Source organism: Mesorhizobium sp. B2-3-7, assembly GCF_006442695.1.
Classification (GTDB): domain Bacteria; phylum Pseudomonadota; class Alphaproteobacteria; order Rhizobiales; family Rhizobiaceae; genus Mesorhizobium.
In genome coordinates this window covers 226,651-247,460 of record NZ_VFVV01000006.1, presented here as the reverse complement: position 1 = coordinate 247,460, position 20,810 = coordinate 226,651, and the positions used below count along the sequence as shown (strand labels likewise).

The 20,810-nt window shown below is 64.8% G+C and carries 16 protein-coding genes; 8 read left to right on the top strand and 8 right to left on the bottom strand.

Translation table 11 applies throughout. The annotated features are described in order from the left end of the window. From cbiE to FJ940_RS14260, 8 genes are read left to right on the top strand one after another with little or no spacing between them, the layout of a single operon-like run. Window positions 1-1,236 (top strand): precorrin-6y C5,15-methyltransferase (decarboxylating) subunit CbiE, encoded by a 1,236-nt coding sequence (gene cbiE / locus FJ940_RS14295; RefSeq protein WP_140656931.1) that lies wholly within the window; start codon window positions 1-3, stop codon window positions 1,234-1,236. Further along, window positions 1,233-1,619 (top strand): cobalamin biosynthesis protein, encoded by a 387-nt coding sequence (locus FJ940_RS14290; protein WP_140554994.1) that lies wholly within the window; start codon window positions 1,233-1,235, stop codon window positions 1,617-1,619. Before cbiE ends, FJ940_RS14290 begins: the two co-directional genes overlap by 4 nt. Next, window positions 1,616-2,380 carry a precorrin-4 C(11)-methyltransferase gene (gene cobM, locus FJ940_RS14285; RefSeq protein ID WP_140495563.1) on the top strand — a complete coding sequence of 255 codons (765 nt, stop codon included), beginning with the start codon at window positions 1,616-1,618 and terminating at the stop codon, window positions 2,378-2,380. Before FJ940_RS14290 ends, cobM begins: the two co-directional genes overlap by 4 nt. Beyond that, complete coding sequence (gene cobA, locus FJ940_RS14280; protein WP_140495562.1) at window positions 2,377-3,195, top strand: uroporphyrinogen-III C-methyltransferase; 819 nt, start codon at window positions 2,377-2,379, stop codon at window positions 3,193-3,195. Before cobM ends, cobA begins: the two co-directional genes overlap by 4 nt. After that, on the top strand, window positions 3,192-4,505 hold the full coding sequence (locus FJ940_RS14275) for a cobyrinate a,c-diamide synthase (protein WP_140656929.1): 1,314 nt from the start codon (window positions 3,192-3,194) through the stop codon (window positions 4,503-4,505). Before cobA ends, FJ940_RS14275 begins: the two co-directional genes overlap by 4 nt. A gap of 3 nt (window positions 4,506-4,508) precedes the next feature. Continuing rightward, on the top strand, window positions 4,509-5,285 hold the full coding sequence (gene cobS, locus FJ940_RS14270; protein WP_140656927.1) for an adenosylcobinamide-GDP ribazoletransferase: 777 nt from the start codon (window positions 4,509-4,511) through the stop codon (window positions 5,283-5,285). 24 nt (window positions 5,286-5,309) lie between these two features. Next, complete coding sequence (cobT, locus tag FJ940_RS14265) at window positions 5,310-6,320, top strand: nicotinate-nucleotide--dimethylbenzimidazole phosphoribosyltransferase (RefSeq protein WP_140656925.1); 1,011 nt, start codon at window positions 5,310-5,312, stop codon at window positions 6,318-6,320. A gap of 39 nt (window positions 6,321-6,359) precedes the next feature. Then, entirely contained in the window at window positions 6,360-6,623 is a 264-nt protein-coding gene (locus tag FJ940_RS14260; RefSeq protein WP_140516441.1) for a hypothetical protein, read from the top strand. A 271-nt stretch (window positions 6,624-6,894) separates the two neighbouring features. Here FJ940_RS14260 and FJ940_RS14255 read toward each other — a convergent pair whose 3' ends face one another. The 8 genes from FJ940_RS14255 to FJ940_RS14220 all read right to left on the bottom strand — a co-directional run bounded on the left by FJ940_RS14255 (window position 6,895) and on the right by FJ940_RS14220 (window position 20,808). Beyond that, window positions 6,895-7,188 carry a hypothetical protein gene (locus FJ940_RS14255; RefSeq protein ID WP_140656923.1) on the bottom strand — a complete coding sequence of 98 codons (294 nt, stop codon included), beginning with the start codon at window positions 7,186-7,188 and terminating at the stop codon, window positions 6,895-6,897. Window positions 7,189-7,317: 129 nt separating this feature from the next. Beyond that, window positions 7,318-7,626 (bottom strand): hypothetical protein, encoded by a 309-nt coding sequence (locus FJ940_RS14250; protein WP_140728050.1) that lies wholly within the window; start codon window positions 7,624-7,626, stop codon window positions 7,318-7,320. Further along, on the bottom strand, window positions 7,623-8,456 hold the full coding sequence (locus tag FJ940_RS14245; RefSeq protein WP_140656919.1) for a phage tail tip lysozyme: 834 nt from the start codon (window positions 8,454-8,456) through the stop codon (window positions 7,623-7,625). The genes FJ940_RS14250 and FJ940_RS14245 overlap by 4 nt, the downstream gene beginning before the upstream one ends. Before the next feature lie 64 nt (window positions 8,457-8,520). Continuing rightward, complete coding sequence (locus FJ940_RS14240; protein ID WP_140656917.1) at window positions 8,521-10,194, bottom strand: hypothetical protein; 1,674 nt, start codon at window positions 10,192-10,194, stop codon at window positions 8,521-8,523. A 297-nt stretch (window positions 10,195-10,491) separates the two neighbouring features. Further along, window positions 10,492-12,765 carry a hypothetical protein gene (locus FJ940_RS14235; protein WP_140656915.1) on the bottom strand — a complete coding sequence of 758 codons (2,274 nt, stop codon included), beginning with the start codon at window positions 12,763-12,765 and terminating at the stop codon, window positions 10,492-10,494. 57 nt (window positions 12,766-12,822) lie between these two features. Continuing rightward, window positions 12,823-17,745 (bottom strand): LPD38 domain-containing protein, encoded by a 4,923-nt coding sequence (locus FJ940_RS14230; protein WP_140656913.1) that lies wholly within the window; start codon window positions 17,743-17,745, stop codon window positions 12,823-12,825. Continuing rightward, on the bottom strand, window positions 17,732-20,215 hold the full coding sequence (locus FJ940_RS14225; RefSeq protein WP_140656911.1) for a lysozyme: 2,484 nt from the start codon (window positions 20,213-20,215) through the stop codon (window positions 17,732-17,734). Before FJ940_RS14225 ends, FJ940_RS14230 begins: the two co-directional genes overlap by 14 nt. Next, window positions 20,215-20,808 carry a hypothetical protein gene (locus FJ940_RS14220; RefSeq protein WP_140656909.1) on the bottom strand — a complete coding sequence of 198 codons (594 nt, stop codon included), beginning with the start codon at window positions 20,806-20,808 and terminating at the stop codon, window positions 20,215-20,217. The genes FJ940_RS14225 and FJ940_RS14220 overlap by 1 nt, the downstream gene beginning before the upstream one ends. Window positions 20,809-20,810 lie beyond the last annotated feature (2 nt).

Sequence of the window (20,810 nt, the reverse complement as noted above, 5' to 3'; positions counted from 1 at the left end):
ATGCCTGCTAAGAGTCTACGCGGCGCCAACCAAAAATGGCTCACCATCGTTGGCATAGGCGAGGACGGTGTAGCCGGTCTCGGCGACGAGGCCAAGCAGCGGATCGCCGACGCTGAAATCATCTTTGGCGGCAAGCGGCATCTGGCGCTCGTCTCATCATTCGCCAAGGGCGATCCGCGCCCATGGCCGGTTCCCTTCGATGCCAAGATGCACGACGTGCTGTCGCTCGCCGGCAAGCGCGTTTGCGTTCTTGCCTCCGGCGATCCCTTTTTCCACGGCGTCGGCGTCACCCTCGCCCGCAAGGTCATGCCGCGGGAGATGCATGTCATTCCCGCGCCGTCGGCCATTTCGCTGGCGGCCGCTCGCCTTGGCTGGGCGCTGCAGGACATCGAAACCGTCTCGCTGCATGGCCGCCCCATCGACCTGATCCGGCCATTGCTGCAACCCAACGCACGCATCCTGGCCCTGACATCCGATGCCGATGCACCGGCGGCGATCGCCCGCCTGCTCACCGAGCTTGATTTCGGCGCCTCGCGGCTGACGGTTCTGGAGGCGCTTGGCGGGCCAAAGGAGAACCTGCGCTCGGCCCGCGCCGATGCGTTCAACCTCGAAAACATCAATCCGCTCAATGTACTGGCGCTCGAAATTCAATCTGGTCCGGATGCGCGTATCCTGCCTTTGACATCAGGCCTCGCCGATCATCTGTTCGACCATGACGGCCAGATCACCAAACATGACATCCGCGCCATCACGCTGTCGGCGCTGGCGCCGAGGCGCGGCGAACTGCTGTGGGATATTGGCGCCGGCTCCGGTTCCATCGGCATTGAATGGATGCTCACCCACCGTTCGATGCGCACTGTTGCCATCGAAGCCGACCCGATCCGCGCCGCCCGCATCGGCCACAACGCTGCTGCCTGTGGCGTTCCCGGCCTCATCGTGGTCGAAGGCAGTGCACCCAAGGCGCTTGCAAGGCTCGAGACGCCAGACGCGATTTTCATTGGCGGCGGCGGCAGCGACGCCGGCGTGCTGGCCGCCGCCATCAAGGCGCTGCGCACCGGCGGCCGCCTCGTTGCCAATGCGGTGACGCTGGAAATGGAGACGCTGCTTCTTGCCCGTCATACCGAGCTCGGGGGCGATCTGACCCGCATCGCCATATCCCGCGCCGCGCCTGTCGGTTCGATGCAGGCCTGGCGGCCGGCGATGCCGGTTACCCAATGGAGTTGGATCAAGCCATGATGGTCGCGGGCATCGGCAGCCGAAAGGGTGTAAGCGTCGAGGACGTGCTTGCCGCGATAGAAACCGCGCTCGAAGCGCATGGGCTGGCGATGACGGCGCTCTCGTCGCTCGCCACCGCCACGCTCAAGAAAGATGAACAGGCGATCGCTGCCGCAGGTCGCACACTCAACCTTCCCGTCATCGTCGTCGATGAGGCAGCGCTTAAAGCAGCGTCGACGAAGGCGCTCAGCAACTCCAGCCTCTCGCAGGATCTGGCCGGCACACCGTCGGTTTCCGAAGCATCGGCGCTGGCCGTCGCCGGCGAAGGCGCCAGGCTGCTGGGACCACGCATCGTGCTCGGCCCGGTCACCTGCGCCATCGCCATCAGCGGAGACGCGGCATGACCGTGCATTTCATCGGCGCCGGTCCGGGCGCCGCCGACCTCATTACCCTGCGCGGCGCGCGGCTGCTGGCAAGCTGCCCGGTCTGCCTCCATGCCGGCTCGATCGTGGCGCCCGAATTGCTGCAGCATTGCGCCCCGGGAACGAAGCTGATCGACACCGCGCCGATGTCGCTCGACGAGATCGAGGCCGAATATCTGGCCGCCCACAAGGCCGGCCATGATGTCGCGCGGCTGCATTCCGGCGACCTGTCGGTATGGAGCGCGGTTGCCGAACAGATCCGCCGGCTGGAAAGGCACGGCATTCCCTACACGCTGACGCCGGGCGTTCCCTCTTTCGCTGCCGCGGCGGCTGCTCTGCGGCGCGAGCTGACCATTCCCGAAGTCGCCCAGAGCCTGGTGCTGACCCGCGTCTCCGGCCGCGCTTCAAAAATGCCGCCTGGCGAAACGCTGGCCGGTTTCGGCCGCACCGGCGCCACGCTTGCCATTCATCTTGCCATCCACGCCATCGATCGCATCGTCGCCGAGCTGACGCCGCTCTATGGCCGCGATTGCCCGGTGGCGGTCGTCTTCCGTGCCTCCTGGCCGGACGAGCGCGTGCTGACCGGCACGCTGGAAACCATCGAGGCACAACTGGCCGCCGACCCGATGGAGCGTACGGCCATCATCTTCGTCGGCCGCTCGCTGGCGGCGGAAGGCTTTGGCGAGAGTTCATTGTACGACGCGCATTACCAACGGCGTTTTCGCGGACGGGACGGATTGTGAGCGACAGCACCAAAAATAAGGGCGAGAACGCCGCGCTCCAACAGGCGCTTGCCCGGCTGAACTTCAAGCCGCGGACGCTTGAGCCCGGCCATGTCTGGCTCGCCGGCGCCGGCCCCGGCGATCCCGGCTGCCTGACGCTGGAAGTGCTGGCGGCGCTGAGTGAGGCGGATGCGCTGGTCTACGATGCGCTGGTCTCCCCGGACGTCGTCGCGGTTGCCGAAAACGCCGAGCTTTTCTTTGCCGGCAAGCGCGGCGGAAAACCCTCGATGAAACAGGACGACATAACCGCCCTGCTGGTCCGGCTGGCGCGCCAGGGCCGCCGCGTCGTCAGGCTGAAGGGCGGCGACCCCTATATTTTCGGCCGTGGCGGCGAAGAGGCGCTGGCGCTGGCGCGGGAAAACATCCCGTTCCGCGTCCTGCCCGGCCTCACCTCGGGCCTCAGCGCGCTGGCCGCCACCGGCATCCCCGCGACCATGCGCGGCATCAACAAGGCGGTAATCCTGGCGACCGGCCATGCCGCCGGCACCGATGACGATCTCGACTGGGCCGCGATCGCGCGCACCGGCCAGCCTGTCGTGGTCTACATGGGCATGGCCAATCTGCCTGTGATATCGGCCGCATTGCTCGACGGCGGGCTGGCGCCATCGACGCCGGCGGCGGTGATCGTCGCCGCGACGACGCCGCAGGAGCGCATCGTCGTCGCCACGCTGGCCACCATCGCCGAGGAAGCCGCCGCCGCCGGCCTGTCCGCACCGGCGCTGATCGTCGTCGGCGGCATCGTCGCCATGCGCGCGGCGCTGGCGGGTGCATCGTGAGCGCCCGCGCGATCATCGTCGGCGCACCGCGCTCCGGCTCGGGCAAGACCAGCGTCACCATCGGCATTTTACGCGCACTCACTCGGCGCGGCCTGAAAGTACGCGGCGCCAAGTCTGGCCCCGATTACATCGATCCCGGCTTCCACACCGCCGCCACCGGCCTGTCCGGCGTCAATCTTGACAGCTGGGCGATGTCGCCGTCGCTGCTCAACGCACTGGCCGTAAATGCCGCCGACGACGCCGATTTTGTCATCCTCGAAAGCGCCATGGGCCTGTTCGACGGCATTCCGGCCGCGCCGGGCCGCAGCGGTTCGGCGGCCGATCTCGCGCGGCTCTACGGCCTGCCGGTGCTGCTGGTGCTGGACGTTTCCGGCCAGTCGACCACGGCAGCGGCCGTCGCCAAGGGGTTCGCCATCTACGATCCGGAGGTTCGCATGGCGGGCATCGTGCTCAACCGGCTGGGCAGCGAGCGCCATCGCCGGCTGTCCGGCGACGCCATCGAGGCGATCGGCCTGCCGGTCGTCGGCGCCATCCTGCGCGATCCCACGCTCAACTTGCCCGAGCGCCATCTCGGCCTCGTCCAGGCCGGTGAATATGATGACCTGATGGCGCATCTCGACCGGTTGGCCGACATGGCGGAAAAGTCGCTCGACCTCGACGCCGTCATGGCGCTGGCAACACCTCTCGCCCCGGAGCCCGGCAGCTTCGACGATGCGCTGCAGCCGCCCGGCCAGCGCATCGCACTTGCCGAGGATACCGCCTTCACCTTTCTCTATCCGCACGTCGCGGCCTACTGGCGCAAGGCCGGCGCGGAGATCGTTCCGTTCTCGCCGCTCGCGGACGAGGCGCCTGACGACAGCTGCGACGTCTGCTGGCTGCCCGGCGGCTATCCCGAGCTTCACGCCGGCCGTCTCGCCGCCGCTGCGAATTTTCGGAAAGGAACGGCAAGGTTCGCCGGGACGAAGCCCATCCATGGTGAGTGCGGTGGCTTCATGGTGCTTGGCGAAGCCCTGGAAGATGCATCTGGCGAAACGCACAAAATGCTCGGCCTGCTCGGCCATTCAACCAGCTTCGCCAGGCGCAAGATGAACCTCGGCTATCGCGAAGCGCGGCTGCGCGCCGACTGTCCGCTCGGCCCGCGGGGCGCGTTGATCCGCGGGCACGAATTCCATTATGCGCAGATGACGGCTACCGGCGATGACGAGCCCCTGGCCGACCTCGCTGACGGGCAAGGCAATCCGATCGGCGCCTCGGGCTACCGGCGCGGCCAGGTCAGCGGCACCTTCTTCCATGCCATCGCAAGGGGCTGAGGCATGAAGTTCCCGAAGGTCACCCTTTCGCCCCGGCAAATCCCCAGCGATGTTGCCCTCTGCCTGGTCTTCTTCACCAGGCTGCCCTTGCCCGTCATCGACTTTCGCGGCCGCAGCCTTGCCGCTGCGATCTGGGCCGCCCCGGTCGCCGGCCTCGTCGTCGGCCTGATCGGCGCCATCGTCTTTGCCACGGCGGAACGGTTTGGCCTTGCCATCGGGTCGGCGGCAGCCCTTGCCCTGGTTGCAACCGCGGTCACCACCGGCTGCCTGCACGAGGACGGGCTGTCCGATGTCGCCGACGGTTTTGGCGGCGGCAACACGCGCGGTCGAAAGCTGGAGATCATGCGCGACAGCCGAATCGGCGCCTACGGCGCCATGGCGCTGGCGCTGTCGCTGCTCATCCGCTGGAGCGCGCTGTCGGAATTCGTCGATCCCACACAAGCTCTCTTCGCGCTCCTGGCCGCCCATGCGGCCTCGCGCGGCGTATTCGGCGCCTTCATGCATCTCTTGCCCCAGGCGCGCGACGATGGCCTCTCGGCCGGCGCCGGCACCGTCTCGCGGGAAATTGCCCTCGCCGGCGCCGTGCTCGGCGCCATCCCGCTCCTCCTGCTCGGGCTTGGCGGCGCCATCGCGGCGCTTATCCTGCTCGGACTGCTGTTTGCCGCCTTCCACGCGCTTTGCCTCAACCAGATCGGTGGCCAGACCGGCGACACGATCGGCGCTATGCAACAGGTGAGCGAAATCGCGGTGCTGCTCGTCGCTTCCGTAGCCCTTTCCTGACTCTGTTTCGGAGAATTTCCTTCCATGCCTTTCAAATCCCTAGATGAATTGCGCGCTGCTTGCCTCGACCTGCCTGATGGCGATGACGCCGCCGCGAGCGCGGTCGCTCGCCGCCAGGACACGTTGACCAAGCCGCAGGGCAGCCTCGGCCGGCTTGAGTCCATCGCCGCGTGGCTGGCGCGCTGGCAGGGCCGCGACATGCCTAGGCTCGAGCGGGTGAAAGTTTTCGTCTTCGCCGGCAACCACGGCGTTACCGCGCAAGGCGTGTCGGCTTATCCTTCGGAAGTCACGGTGCAGATGGTGGCGAATTTCGCCGGCGGCGGTGCGGCCATCAACCAGCTCGCCCGCATCGCAGGCGCCGAACTCGATGTCATTCCGCTCGATCTTGACCATCCGACCGGCGATTTCACGCAAACGCCGGCGATGGACGACAAGACGTTTCTTGCCGCGGTCTCGGCCGGCTACGATGCGGTGACTGATGATCTCGATCTCGTCTGCTTCGGCGAGATGGGCATCGGCAACACCACGCCGGCCGCCGCGATCTCGGCGGCGCTGTTCGGCGGCGGTGCGGAAAAATGGACCGGACGCGGCACCGGCGTCGACGATGCCGGCCTCGAGCGCAAGGTGGTTGCCATCGAATCCGGCCTGAAACGCCACGCCGCCATTCTTGCCGATCCGCTGGGGATTGCCGCGGCGCTCGGCGGCCGCGAACTCGCCGCCATCTTCGGCGCCACGCTTGCCGCCCGTCACATGGGCATACCGGTGCTGCTTGACGGCTTCGTCTGCACCGCAGCCGCAGCACCTTTGGCAAAGCTGCACTCCACAGGCCTTGCTCATACGATCGCCGCCCACGTCTCTGCCGAGTCAGGTCATCGCGGCCTGCTGGAAGCGCTCAATCTGCCGCCGCTGCTCGACCTCGGCATGCGGCTCGGCGAAGGCTCCGGCGCTTGCCTCGCCGTCAACATCGTCCGCTCGGCGCTGGAGTGCCATGCGAGGATGGCAAGCTTTGCCGAGGCCGGCGTGTCGGAGAAGTAACATCTTCCGGTTGTAGCGATTCTCGAATAGATCTGGTGGATGAAAAAGCTTCACCCGGCTGCCGCTGCTATGACTATCGCCGTGCTGCTTGCTGGTGTGCTTCGGCACAGTGGATATTCAACTTACGGCCCGATCGACACCGCAATTCTCGTTGTTTTTCTGGTTTTCTTCTGGTGGCTCATCAGCGATTTCTCAGGCGGAAAGGCCGCCATTGATGCCGACGACGGTCGGAGCGCGGACAACGGCATGGCTTTTCGGTTCGGCAGGTTTCTGAGCCGCGTTTTTCGGCGCGGCCAATCGTAGTCTTTGACCAAGCTGCAAAGTCCCGCGTCTCACCTGGCCAACGGCGGCCGGGTTGCGAAGGCAGCCAAACACTGATGAACGAGCGCGGCAATTGAACCGGCCTATTCAGGGTCTTTCCACCAAGTCTTTGAAGAATTTGGTGGGTGCGCACAGGATTGAACTGTGGACCCGCTGATTAAGAGAAGTCGAGCCGCCAAGCAATTTCAATGACTTGGCTATGCGTCACATGAGCTTTTGGGGAAAAATCAGCGGGTTTGCCCACGAAAAAACATCAGCGCGGCTGGAGCGTGGTCAGCACCTGGTCGAGCCGGCGGTTGATCTCGCGCGTCCCCTCGCGGCCTTCCTCGCGCAGCTCCTTCACGTTGGTTTCCATGCGTGCCATATGGCCGTCGAGGTCGACGCGGCGCACATATTCGTCGCGCACCCGGTTGATGCGCTCGTGCAGCGCATCGTCACCCTTCTGGATCTTGTCCGACGTGCTGCGGTGCGACGCCACGATCGCGCCGACGATGGCGACGATCGTGCCGGCGATGCCGATCAACGCGGCGATGTCGCTGCCGCTCATCACTGGCATCGATACTTCTGGAAGCGCCCGCGATGCCGCGCCACCGAGACGGCGAAGCTGCGGTCATTGGCGACGATGAAGGAATTCGTCGCCGGCTTCGGGTCCATGCGCACCAGCACGTCGCAGGGTTCAGTCAGCGTCTGGCTGCAAGCAGCCGCCAAGCATGGCACACAGAGCAGGATCATCAGCCGCAAGCACTTCATTGTCGATCGCCTTTCCGTCCTTGAGGATGGTGATACGGTTGCCGGTAAGCTCGGCTGCCAGTGCCGCGCGGCCGTCGAGCCGGCCGACCATATAGGCCAGCGCCACAAGGATGGCCGCCAGCACGATCAGCAGCACCACGCGACCGAATGGTGTCATCGCTAGGCGCCAGACCGCTCCCAGGGCCTTCCCCGCCAGCGGCAGCGCCAAACCAAGGGCCGTGCCGAGCCACGTCATCCTTCGATTTCCAGCCGCAGCGCGCGCACCGCTTTCGCGAGATCGTCGCGGCGCTTGATGCCGTAGGCGGCAAAGCAGACGATCACGAACACGATCGCCAGCTGCACGCGCCAGTCGAAGCCACCGAAGGCCGCCAGTGGCGTGCCGATGGCGGTCAGCAGCCAGGTCCAGAACGTCTTGGACCTGGTCACCGGCTTGTGCAGCTCGCCGGGGTCGGCCACGACAGGCTTTTCCACGATCACGGGGGGCGGCACGGGAACGGGTTTCGCCGCCGGGCCGGTGTCGGACGACGGCGGAGCCGGCTCCTGCGCGCTGGCGGGCTTGCCTGCCGGTGGCAAGGCCCATGCGGGCAGCGTCGGGTTGCCGCCAATTGCATGCCATGCGTCGAGCGCCACGGCCGCCCACTGGTTGCGGCTCGGATAGTGCTTGGCGCCGGCGCGCTCATAGGCCAGCTCGAACGCCTTGACTTTTGCTGCGAGGCTCTTGGCCGCCACCAGCTTGCCGATCGCCGCGCGCTCCGGTCCTTTCAGCTCGGAAAACATGTAGCCATAGTTGGCCTGGTCGTCGGTCGGCTTGAAGCCGTTGCGCTTGCAGTAGGCCTCGAAGCTGCGCCGGCGCGGGCCGGTGAACATCGGCCAGCCGAAGCCGCCGCGCGATGACGGCACGGTCGGCTTGATCTCCTGCATGGCGGTGAAGCCGTCGCATTCGTGGCCGATATTGCCGAGGATGGCGGCCGCGTCATCCAGCTGCAGCTGAAAATCGCGCATGAACAGCGCCATCACCCACGGCGCCTTCGAACGAAACAGATCCTGTGCCTTGCCCTTGGCCATGCCCGAAACCTCCTATGGTACGGGCAGGATAGCGGCCGGCGGGTATCGTCAACTATTGCGGTGGCTAGCAGAATGGCGACGGCAGAACGTTTGACGGGCCTATAAGCCGTGTCCCATCGAGAAACCGACCGGCGCAGCCATAGCCGGCAGGTAGCGCGCCCTCAACTCCGAAGACGGCGAAAGAACCATCAGGCAACTGCTCGTTGCGCAGGTCAACAGTCGGAATGCGCTGCTGAAGTGCCGAATACTGGTCGACCAACGCCCCTATGAGCGGCCAGGCCGAGTGGTCCCAATAGACCGGCTTGCCGCCGGCAGCCGACAGCAGCTCGGCGCTTCTTGCGACGTAATCCTCTCGCCCACCATGATTGCTTTGGTTCTGGCCATAGACGGCGATATCCGCAAACAGAACCGCAGCGGCAACAACGGCCATGCCCCGCCACGCGCTTGTTCTCGCCAGCAAGCCGGCGACGACAAAGACCACGATCCCCAGGGCTGATCCGAACAGCACGATTGTTGGCACCGGCAATGAAGTGATCGGACTGCCTATGTATTTCACCCACAGCAGGCCGGAGATATTAGGCTCGACCGCGCTGGCCAGATTTTCGTCATAGACAGCCTTTGAGGGGATCGCCCCAAGAACGATTATGGCCAGAACCGGCGCAAATAGGAGTTCAACGCGCGACTTTTTCCAGAGCGTCGGCAGGTAGAGCAGCCCAAGCCAGATGAAAGGGGTCGAAACCGCATCGAGATAGCGCCCGTAGATAACGTGATCGACCCGCGAGTAGCCGACCATTTGCAATGCACTAGCGGCAAACACCCCGACGAACGCCAGGATTGCCGCTGCCCATATAGCGAACGCCCTGAGCGATTTCCGCTCGCCAACAATGTGGAATGCGGCCCACACGCCTACGAGGAAAAGACCGAACGAGGACGCGATAAGATACCAGAGCTGCCCAGTGGCGGTGACTATTAGCCTTTTCAGACCCACTACGTTCTGAATGCTCTCGACCAGGCGCCCGATTTGATCGCCTTGGGATCGTGTACCTTCCCACAGGATGCGGAACTGGTCGTGGACCGCTCCGATGCCGAGAAAGATTGAAGCGGCTGCAACGGCGCACAGCGCGAATGTGAGCCAGGAAATGCGTGCGGAACATGCGCCAAGAAAGGCCAGCCCAAGAGACAACGGTATGAACGGAAGCGCTCGCGGGTGCAGCGCATAGAGGAGGCAGGCTATCGCCGCAAACAGAACCCAACTCACCACCGATCCGGTGCGAACCGATCGGGCGAAGACATAGAGCCACACCAGAACGCCTAGACGCAGAGTTGTTTCCGGCCAGACCAGGAAGTTATGATAGAAAAAGCTCGGGAACACCGCCACCAGGGCTGATGCCGCCAACAGCCTCGCATCAAGCGGAATCTCCAGTTCCTTCGCCAACCCAACCAGAACGGCAGGAATTAAGGCGGTGGCCAGACAACTCAAAAGCACCGCCGCCTGATAGACCGTGCCTGTGTCTCCCAAAATCGCAAAGAGCGGGGCGATCAAAATTCCCTGCCCTGCATGATAGAAGGGGTTCTCCGCCATCGAGAAGCCACCACCACCGGCCAGATAGTTGGCGATCGATAGATAGCCTATCTCATCATTCACGGTCGGGAACCGGAAACCGATGGCGAGTAGAGCCAGCACGCAAAACAAGCCGACGCAGAGCGCCCCGACTACAAGAGATGATCTAGACTGCATTACTGCCCCACAGTTCCCAGCCAGCGATTAGAGATAATCAGAAGCTTGGGCATGCAACCGTAGGGGGCGTCCCCGGCGGGAGGTGTTTTGCCGCATCTTCCAGGCACAGAATTTCCGCGTTTGCAGTGTTTTTTGGCGGGCTGGCTCGGGGGATGACGAGCCAAGCCGCAAACAGGGCAGACAACAGGCAAATCAAAGTGGCAAGCGTGATTTTCTCAATCGATGGCATGCCACCATCCTTGGCATAATTAGCCTTCTGTGCGCAACCCTGAGTGGCCCGGATCCAACGCAGGCGGTTTAGCTCGCCTCGTACTCAATCGAGCAGAGGAAGCGCTGCCCGTTGGCAACCGGGAATGGCGTCAGGAACGCTTGCGTGCCCGCAGCAGATATACGAACAGGGCCGGAGGCGTTCGTGGCGGTGTTTATCCACGTACCAACCGCCCCCTGTGCAGCCGGGACGGGCAGAGTTACGCTTATGCCAGTCGTTCCACTGCCAATGTCTGCGACGATGGTATCACAATTGAGGATAACCCGCCCTGCTCTCCGCTGGTACCTCGTGACTTTAGTTCCCACCGTGGTGAGGGCGCCCACTGTGGCGGCAATTGTTGCCGAATAGCTGAGCCAGTCGTCAGCCTCAATCTTGCCAGCTCCGCCGTATTTAGCTCCGCCGTGGCTGGTGGTAGACACGCCGGCTCCGGTCAGGACGAGCGTATTGCCCGCATCCGCCCAGGCTCCAGCACTTACGGTGTGCGCCCCGTAGTCGGTGAATTTATAGTTGGAAATTCCGACCGTGTTCCCCGCTCCTCCAACTAAGACCGCCTGCGCTCCTGCATTGACACTTTCCATATTCGCGACTTGAACAACACAATTGTTGGAATTGACCCAAAGAGCGCGGCTGTCTACGGCAAGGGTGCTGTCGGCAAAAGTCACGAAATTCGTGAGCTGCATGACGATGCCGTCCGCGCCCGCATTGATGACAACGCCGTAACCGCCGCTGTCGAATTCGATGTTGGTTCCCTTGAGCCTTGTCGCGGTCCCGAAGGCACCAGAAGAAATGCGAACGCCAATATTCTGGCGGATAGAGAACAGGTTTGATATCTGTGGGTTATCACAGCGCAACAGGTCAAATATGATCAGGTTCGCTTTAGTGAAGGCACCTACGTTGCTGTCGAGGGACCAATAGGGCCAAAGGTGAACGCCATCGAAACGGCACACGTCCGTAGTCTCATCGCCGGTAAAGTAGCGATACAGCGGCTGTCCGCGCACCTTCGTGCAGGTGACAGGGGCGTTGCTTGCCTCGATTGCGACGTAAGGGTTGAGGAAACCCATGTCGATCATGTGAGCCATATGCAGACGAAACGAGAAGTCCGCCCCTGCGGCGGTTGGTGCCCAACCAGCACCCGGCGCGGCATGGTTGCGCATCGTGGTCAGGTGCTCGATACGGGTGGCGAAGCGGGGATTGGTCGCCCCGGCCTCAAACCGAGCGCCTATATCAACGTGGTCGAAGTAGAGCCACGTCCCGTAAGAACGCTGGGGGATGACCGGGCTGGGCCATGCCTCTGGCAATCCGCAACCGACACCGCATATTCGCAGTGCGTTCTGGAACGTTACTTTGGAGCCTAGCCGAGTGAAGCCAGATGGAAGATTAATTTTGCCGACACCGAGGAAGATGGCAAGGTCACCGGCTGCTTTAAAGGCCGCCGCATCGTCGGCACCGTTTCCTGGCGTGCCGTTGCCGTCCGCCTTTAAGCCGCACCAGCGGGTATCAATGCCGTAGACTTGCCAGTCGTCAAGCCTCACCCACGCACCGACACTGGCAGCAACCCCATCCGCTTTTAGGAACAAGCCTTCCATCGTGTCGGCAGCAATCCGTGTCGTGAAGTCACCTAGTGTCCAAACGAAGTTCCCAGCTCGCCCTGCTTCGGTCAAAAGCACCGACATGCCAACTTGCGGGGTCAAAGCCTTGATCAGCGCTCGCGTGGACAGCGACCCGTTGAGCTTCAAAAGAAACCAGGCTTCCGCATAGGTGGCGAGCGCAACCATGGTGGTCATCAGCGCCGAGAAAACCGCTATGCCGGTTGCCAAAAGCGATTTGTTTTCCAGCCTGCCGTCGGGGCTCCAAGAGAGAACCTTGGTAGGCTCCGGCGCCGGGAGGTCGGCGCCAGCGGTTCCGAAGGCTGCTTTTACCGATCGACTGATATCGCGGTCGTGCTCCTGGGCGATGATCATCAGACGGTCGAGATCGTCGTCGGTGGCAGCCGACTTGTATTTGCCACCACGCACGATCGACAGAATGCGCTCGAGCACCGCCTTGCCAACCGGCATGAATTTCTCGCCGGCGACGGCCGGCGCCGTCAGGGTGAAGCTGCCACCGGCTGGATTGTCAGCGCCGGCCATGGTGTAGTCCGCCGGACGCGTCAGCGTGATTAGCGCCCCGTCGAGTGCTATCTTCAGGACGGTGACGTCGCCGTCATCCTGGAACGGGAACGGGATCGAGAAAACCGTTTGCCCCGCGCTCGCGGTGTAGCTGCGCCAGCGGGCGTCCTGATTGACTGGAAAGACAGCGCTCATGGTTCGGGTCCCGATTATGATCGGGCCGATGATGAGGCCGTCCAGATGCCGTCAACTTCACGGTACGAGCGCCGGCTTTTGCTTGCGCTTGATCTTCGTACCGCCGTCGAGCGGATTGCCGGCCGACTGCACCTCGCCGACCAGGTCGAGCACCGGCGCCGCCGACCCTTCCGCCAGAACGCGCTGACGAAGATCCGGCCAAGCCTGCTTCACAGCATCGTAGCTCCACACTTTGTTGGTGGCGAAACCATCCGCCAGGCGTTGGGTCAGTTCCGGCGACACCGCATCGAGCTCGCGATAGAAGCCATCTTCCGGGATCTCGTGCCGCTGCGCCCATCCGGGCACGCCCGTCAGCGCCAGGGCGTTTCGCGCCATGGCCATGCTCAAAGTGGACAGGATGTCGTCGGCGGCCGTGCGCGCGGCCGAGCCGATCTCGAGCGGGTTGCCCTGGCCGTCCGTCAGCCGGTTCATGGCCAGGTCGCGGCGGATCGCGCCGATCGCCTGGATAGCACCACGCGCGCGGATCAGCGGATGCAGCCGGCGTGCCTTCGCTTCCATTGCCGAGACGCCGATGTACGTCTTCGCAATATCATCCTGCGAAGCATAGTAGTCGGCGGCGCCCGCGGGATCGCCGCTTTCGACCATCGCCCGCCAGCTCTTGGCCTTGCCTTCGAGCGTTCCTTCCCGCTCGCCGGCCGTCTGCCAGAACATGGTGACCGATTGCGAACCCTTGGCCGCATCCTTGATGAAGCGGCGCGCGATCGGCGCATCATCCCAGGCAAAACCCGGCGCGTCCGGCTGCGCCAGGTCGTACAGCGACAGCGCCGATCGGCCCCATGAGCCTAGATGCGCGGTGATCAGATGGTCGGCAATCGCTGGCGAAATGTTGAACGCCTGGCCGAGCTCTTTCGACAGCTCCGAAGTCCGAGCCGTATATTGCAGGAAAGGCTCGAGGCCTTGCAGCTGCTCGGGCACAATCGGCGCGCCGGTGAAGAAATCGGTGTTGGTTTTGACCTCGAAATAGGAGGTGATCGCCGGGTTGCCCTCGAGGATCGACGGCGGCGCCAGCGTGTAAAACAGGCTGTCCAGCCAGCGGCCGCCGGCGGCCGGGTCTTTCTGCACCATCGCGTCATAGGAGGCTTCAGCCAGGTTGATGACGGTCGCGAGCTCGAACGGCTTCGGCACGGCAATCCAGCGGCCGCCAGCCTTGATCATCCAGTGCGTCGCCTTGGTCTGCGCCGAGATCTCGTCATGGTCCTCGTTGCGGCTCTGAAGCGCGTAGAGCGACATCGAGCCGACCGTCAGCGCGGCCAGGTAGGCCCAGCTCTTAGTAGCCATGCCGAGCGCACGGGTGTCTTCCGGCGACAGCGCCTGGCCGAGCATCTTCTTGGCGATCGGCGCGATCATGTGGCGCGTCACCTTGTCGGTGCCCTGGAGCGCGACATTGAAGAACGGGATCACGCGTGCCAGCGCGGCTATGCCGGATCCACGCCGGTCGAAGTCGAGGTAGTCGCGCGCGCGCCAGCTCGCCTCGAGCGCGGCTTCCATATCGTCGAGGCCGCGGGCCTTTGCCTCGCCGGCGAATGTGCGGAAAAGACCAAGGCGCGTCGCGGTTTCGGAAACCTCCGCCACCGACAGGATGCCATGCCAGGACGTCAGGCGGTTTGCCACCCAGCCCTTATGGCGCAGGCCGGCGAGATCTCGCTCCGCCATCACCTTGGACAGCGATGCCGTCTCCTGGCCGCCAGAGAGGCCAGCCGATCGGCTATACAGGCGCGCCGTTTCCGACCCCAGCAGATCATCCGCCGCCCCTTGTAGCGAGCGCCCAAGCCGGCGCAGCGGCTTTCCGTAGAGGATGGCAGCCATAGCCTGGTCGCGGACGAAGTTGGCGCCGACAAACTCGAAAGCCGTCGTGATGCCGATGCGCAGGATCCGCGCCGGCACCGCCACCAGCTCCAGCCAGAAATTGCGCTCATGCTGCGACATCGCCGTCAACGTGCCGTACATCGCCCTGCCGAACTTGCCGTCCGCCAGGCGCAGCGCCTGTAACTTGCCGCCGTCGCGAAAGAAGACGATCGGCTCGCCCTTGTCGTTGATGATAGCCGGCCGGAAGATCGAGGCCTTCTCGTCGCCGATCGCGCTCTCGACGCTGTCTCGCAACATCATGATGTCGGGCTTGGCCAGTCCGGCATTACGCGCGGCCGTTTCGACCGCCTCGAGCGGGTCGATCATCGTCGCCTGCATTTCCTTGGCCGGGATCCGCTCGGCGATCGCGCCAGCGCCCTGGCCGGCCGTCAACGCTAGCCGATCGAGCGCCTTGACGACATCGTTGCGCGCGATCGCCATCGCCGTTTCGTAGGCGTCGGCCGCCATGCTCTCGAGCGGATTGATCACATCGCGCTTGGAACCACGGAAGCGGCTGGCGAAACCGCCCTTGGCTGTCTTGCCCCTGGAGGAGCCGGCCGGCACCTTGGCATCGGCGTCGGACGAGAAATCGCGCAGGCCTGGAACATAGTCGACGATCTTGAGCCCTTCCTCATAAGTGGTCTGGTCGATCAGGCCGGCGTCGAACTTCTTTTTCCACAGCGCATGGCCGAACTCATGCACCTTGTCGGCCGCGCTGACGAACTGCGGATTGGCCTTGGCGAGCTCGGCGACATTCTGAAGATGATCGCCATGGGTGAGCTTGTCGGGTGGGTTCGGGATCTCGCCGGCGCGAAACCGATCCCATTCGCCGAGCGCGCGCCGCGACCACAGATACGAGCCGAAATCCCGGACCTTGTCCGTGTCCCAGCCGGACAGGGCGTTCGGCTTGCCTGTCGCCTCGACGATCGCGTCGCGCAGGCTCGGGCTTTCCGGATTGATGCCGCGATATGGCGCCACGCCATACATCACGTCCATATGCCCGGCCGCGTAGGCGCCGCGCGACATGCGCGCCAGCTTGTAGGCATCGCTCGAGACGTTGATGTCGAGCGGCTTGCCGGTGTTGGCGATATGCACCGCCTGAAGCTCTTTCACCGCCCGGGCCAGAGGATTGAGATCGTCGAAAGCGAATGTGTAGATCCGCTGCAGCACATCGTGGATGGTGCCGGCGACGCCATGCTTCTTCAGGTCGGCGGTAGTATTGCCGATCCAGCCCTTTCGCTTTGCCGAAACGATGGTCGAGGCGACAGCCGCGGTTGATGGCGCCGACAGGAAATCCGACCATGCTTTCGACGCGTCGTCGATCGCCGCCGATATCTCCGGGTGTTTTGTCAGCGCGGCCTCGAATGCGGCCGCGAATTTCGGCGCCTCCTTTTGCGCATAGGGCCGGTTGGTCAGCCACAGCCGGAAGAACTCGGCGAACCCTTCCGTGTCGCGGCCGGCGACAGGATCGTAGTCGAGTTTTCGCAGCTCGGCCGAGTGCGCCTTCATCAGCGCCGTCATGCCGGGAACGCGCTTCTCGACCGAATGGCCATACTCATGGGTCAGCACGTCGAAATCGTCGAGCGACTTCACCCGAACGACGCCGCTCGGCGATTTGAACACCCCGAGCACCTTGCTGCCCTTTGCTCTAGGCAGGCGGCCTTGCCTGGTCGCCGCGATGTCCAGGGCGGCGGCCAGCGTCTCGGCAGTCTCCCGGACGCGCGCGATGTTGCTGACGGCCTTCGACGTCGCCGCCGAGCCGCCGGCGGGCCGCTGCAACTGGCCGCGCAGCGCGCCGGTCTGCACCGGCGTCGCCATGAACGAATTGACCTCCGCCGCTTGATCTGACTCTTCCGCGACTGCCTTGGCCACCACTTCAGCATCCGGTTTCGGCGCCGGCGTCTCGATTAGGGTCTGGCCCTTTGTGACATTAGTTCGATCGAACTGCCGCTTTAGCAGGTCAACGCCCTCGCCGCGGGCCTGCGCCTCGCTCTCCCACCAGGTCCCGCCGGCGGTTTCGCCATTGGGATCTCGCAACTGAACCGTCCACTGTTCTCCTACGTCCTCGTTGATGAATTTCTTCTCGAAGGAATATGTCCACGCTCCGGCCGGGACAGGCGCCATGGCGGCAGATGGTTCAACAGCCGGCTCATTTGGCGACCGAACAGACGCTTCCGGCAGTGCCGCCAGCGGCGGAGCGACGTCGCGCGCTTCGGCGGCACGGGCCGACAGATCATCGCCGAGCGTGGCAGCTTCCGGCCTTTCAGGCGCAACCTGGTCGGCGGGCAAAACGGCCGCCGGTGCCTTGGCTTTCCTCGCCTTTGGCGCCGGCGCCTGTTCCGGCTTTTCAGGAAGTGGCGCAGCGGACGCCGCCTGCACTTCCTTGCCGGTGACGATTTTGCCCGGCTCGGCCGCCGGCGCCGCCGGCGCATCGTCGAGCTGGTCGAACACATTGGCGAAGGAGCCGTCGATCGACTTCTGTTCCTTGGCGGCATCGAACAGCTGGGTAACGGCCTTACCGCTCGAGCGCACCTCGAGGCCGCGAGACGCGGCCCCGCCGGCGCCGCCGGCGACGCCGCCCAGCAGCACGCCGGTGAAATACTGCCAGGGGTCGAAGCCCTGCCGGCTGCCACCAAGATTTTCGACGCCCTGGATCCCGGCGTCGGCAACGGCATTTGCCGCGGCGCCATCGATGGCGCCGGCGAAGATCTTCGCCCAAAGGCCGGTCACGGCCGCCTTGGTGCCGACGAGCACCTTTTCGCCCAGGCCAAGCGGGATGAAGTTTTCCGGGCTCGCGGCCGTGCCGACGACCTGGCCGGCCAGAGCCGTCGACCCCTCAAGGAAACCCTGCCAGGTTGGAAACGTCTCGAATTCAGCGTCGAAGCGCCGCCGATCGGCGCGGTTCTTTTCGGTCTGGGCATCATTGATCGCGCCCAGCACCGTGTTGTAACGCTGGCCGGCCTCGAAATTCAGCTTGAAGCGTTCGGCGTAGCCGGGCGGCACACCGGGTTGCAGAACTGCCGCCGGCCCTTCATCGGTGCTGTCGAGCGCGTCGAACGGATTAGCGTCGGCCATTGGGAATAAATCCTTCGCTGCCATCGGCCGCGGTTGTCGCGGTGCCGCCGGGGACCGGCCTCGCAAGGCCGGGATCCCGATTGCCGAGCACCTTGCGCGCGGCTCCTGGGCCAAACTTCTGGTCGAATTGCGGGGCCAACTCCGGATTGGCGAGCAACATCTGCTGTTGCTTGAAATTCGGCATCGGCGTCGCGTCGCTCGTCTTTGGCGCGCCGGCCTGGTCCGCCGCGTTCGTTTCCGACATCACGCCGCCGGCGCGCCGATCGGCCGTCGTCGGCGCGCCGCCGCGATTGAGCCGCGCGAACAGGCCGGCGCCAAAACCCGCCATTTCCTTGTCGACGCCTTGGACCTGGAGGATCTGTTTCAACACCGCGTCGGCATGCGGCCCATAGGTCGCCTGCACCTGGTCGACCAGCTGGCCCATGGCCTGCGACTGCTTGCCCGGATCCGGCTGCGCCGTCACTGCTCGCGCCAGGGCACGCGCCTCCTGGTTGGTCAGCGGCGATTGACCGAGCTCGTCGATGCCGAGTGCCTTCTGCGCCTGGAGGCGGGCCGAAACCAGCCCTTGCATGCTGTCGGGATCCTGCGGGTTGGCTTCCGCAGCCATCGCCTTGACCTCCGGAAACGCGCTTTCGACGGCAGCCGCCGGATCGTCGGCACGCGCCTTGATCACGGCCTGCGCTTTTTTTGTCGCCGCTTCGAACACCTTGGCATCGCCGGCGTAGCCAGGCGTGCCCGCCTTCGGTGTCAAGGCTGCCAGGCGCTCGGTGATCTCCGCCGGCGTCGCCGTCTCGATACCCGATGTCGCCTGCCAGGATTTTTCAGCCTGCGCCCGATCGGAGCGCCAGGCGTCAAGCTTTTCCGGACCGAGCAAAGCGGCAACCTTGTCGGGCGACAAGCCGCTGCCTTTCGGGTCGAGACCCTTGCCGGTAGCGGCAACGCTGGCAATGTCATCCTTGACCAGGTCTTCGGTGCGCGCCGCCTCGACCTTCTGCGATGCCGTCTTTCGGTTGATCTGGGCGCGCGCGTCGTTCCACAGCGTCGACGACAGGGTCTTGACGGTGTCATAGGGCAGTTTAGCCAGCGGCCCCTTGCCGGCCGTCCATTCGTCGAGCAGGCCGGTCGCAAACTGTTCCTTCTTCTCGGGCGTGTCGAGCGCTTCATAGACGCCCTGGACGCGCCCGGTTGCCGCCGTCTCCGCCAGATCCGCCTTGGCCTTTGCCGCTTGCAGCGGCGTCAGCGTGCCGTTGGCCAACGCGCCGTCGATCGAGCGGCCGCCACGCTCGACCTCGCGCTGCATGATCGCATCGCCCTGCGGATTGGCGCCGAGCGCGATCGCCTGGCGCTCGATCCCCTGCCGCTGCGCCGCTATGCCCTCGTATGCCGCGGCCGTTTCGGTCTCGCGCATCTTCGCCGTCGCCTTGTTCTGGGCGTCGAGCATGAAAGCCTGGCTGCGCTCGGCGAAACGCTTGTCGAAGGCCTCCGCCAGCTGCGGATCCGCAAGGTTGGTATCCTTGGCGAACTCGGCATGCACCTTGCCTAGCGCGTCGGCCAGCCCGGCGGGATCGTCCTGGTTGGCCTCGTAGGCCGCCTGCATCTGTGTCTCGAGACCGGTCTGCATACGCCAGCCATAGGCGCTCGAGGCGGAGCGGTTATAGGCGTCGCCATAGATCGTGTCACCGCGCTGCAGCGCCAGCGGCGTAGTCGGCAACACAGGCACGATCGGCGACATGCCCGCCGCTACCTGTGCGCCGCCGGCCGGCAAGTCTCCGCCGCGAATGATCGCCGCCTCCCGCTGGCGACGGTCCTTGTTCGCCGACAGGCTTGCGACCGCGTTTGCGATTGCCTCGACATTGCCCGAGCGCACGGCGCCTACAACAGGCTTGGGCAGTGAGCCGTAATTGTAGGCGACAGAGAGCAAAGCCGATTTTGTAGGATCGGGCAGCGCGTCGAAGGCGCCGCCGGTCTGACGGCTTGCCGTCGACGCGAACTCGCCAAGCCGCCGGGTCAGGTCGCGCTCGGCATCCTCGCGCGAGATCTTCATACCCTGGACGACTTTCTTGACGCTTCCGTCGGCGAGCGTCACGGTGTCGGACCCGTAGCCGACCCGGAATGCGTTGACGTCCCAATAGGGCGTGTCCCGAAAGCCTTCCTCTTTGCGGAGCACCGCGGCCGCCGATGACGGCGACGGCTGGCCGGATGCCTTCCCAGCCGCGGCAGCCTGCGAGGCCTGCAATTGCAGATAGGCCGCTCCGGACGAGGCGCCGGCCGCGATGCCAGCCAAGGCGCCCTCGCGCGCAGCCGCATCGTCGGCCATCTTGCCGAGCCGATCGGACAGCTTGCCGGCCACGGAACTCAACGCCCGCCAGGCGTCGCCGGTATCGACCGCGTAGGAGGGCGCGTCGCCGATCTTGGCATACTGGTCGAAACGGCGCAGTTCGCCGGGATCGCGCGATTGCCGGTTTGCCATCAGGATGCGATCCTCATGCCTGCCCACGGATCGGCTTTCGCCACGGTGCTGGCGCCACCGCGCAGCGATCCGTCAATCCCGGCGTTGAGCAACCCGCCGGCGGCGCCGAGCAGCGCCCCGCCGATGGTCGAGCTGGCCTGCCGGCGATAGCCCTGCGCCCGCATTTTCGCCAAAGCGGCGCGGAAGTCGCTGTCACGACGGTCGATCGAGAGTTCGTCGGCCGCCCGCTTGCTGGCTGTCTGCCTGGCGTCCTGGGCGATGCCACCGGAAATATCGATGCCGGCCGCCGCGAAAGTCACGTCGTTGTCGCCGAGCACCTGCAGCAAGGTGCGCTTCATCTGTGTTTGGCGTTGGGTGTCCTGGACCTTGTCTTGCCCTGCTTGCAGCTCGACGGCATTGGCCTGGTCCTTGGACGCCTGCGCACTGGCGAAACCCGCGCCGAGCGTGCCGATCGCCGACAATACCGACACCAGCGTTTGAGCGCCGCCAAGGCCGGCCGCCGTCGCACCCGTGGCGCCGGCAGCCGTCGCGCCGGCGGCCGCCGTGCCACCGCCGCCGAATATTGACGCAATCGCCGCAAATGCCGCCTGCATGT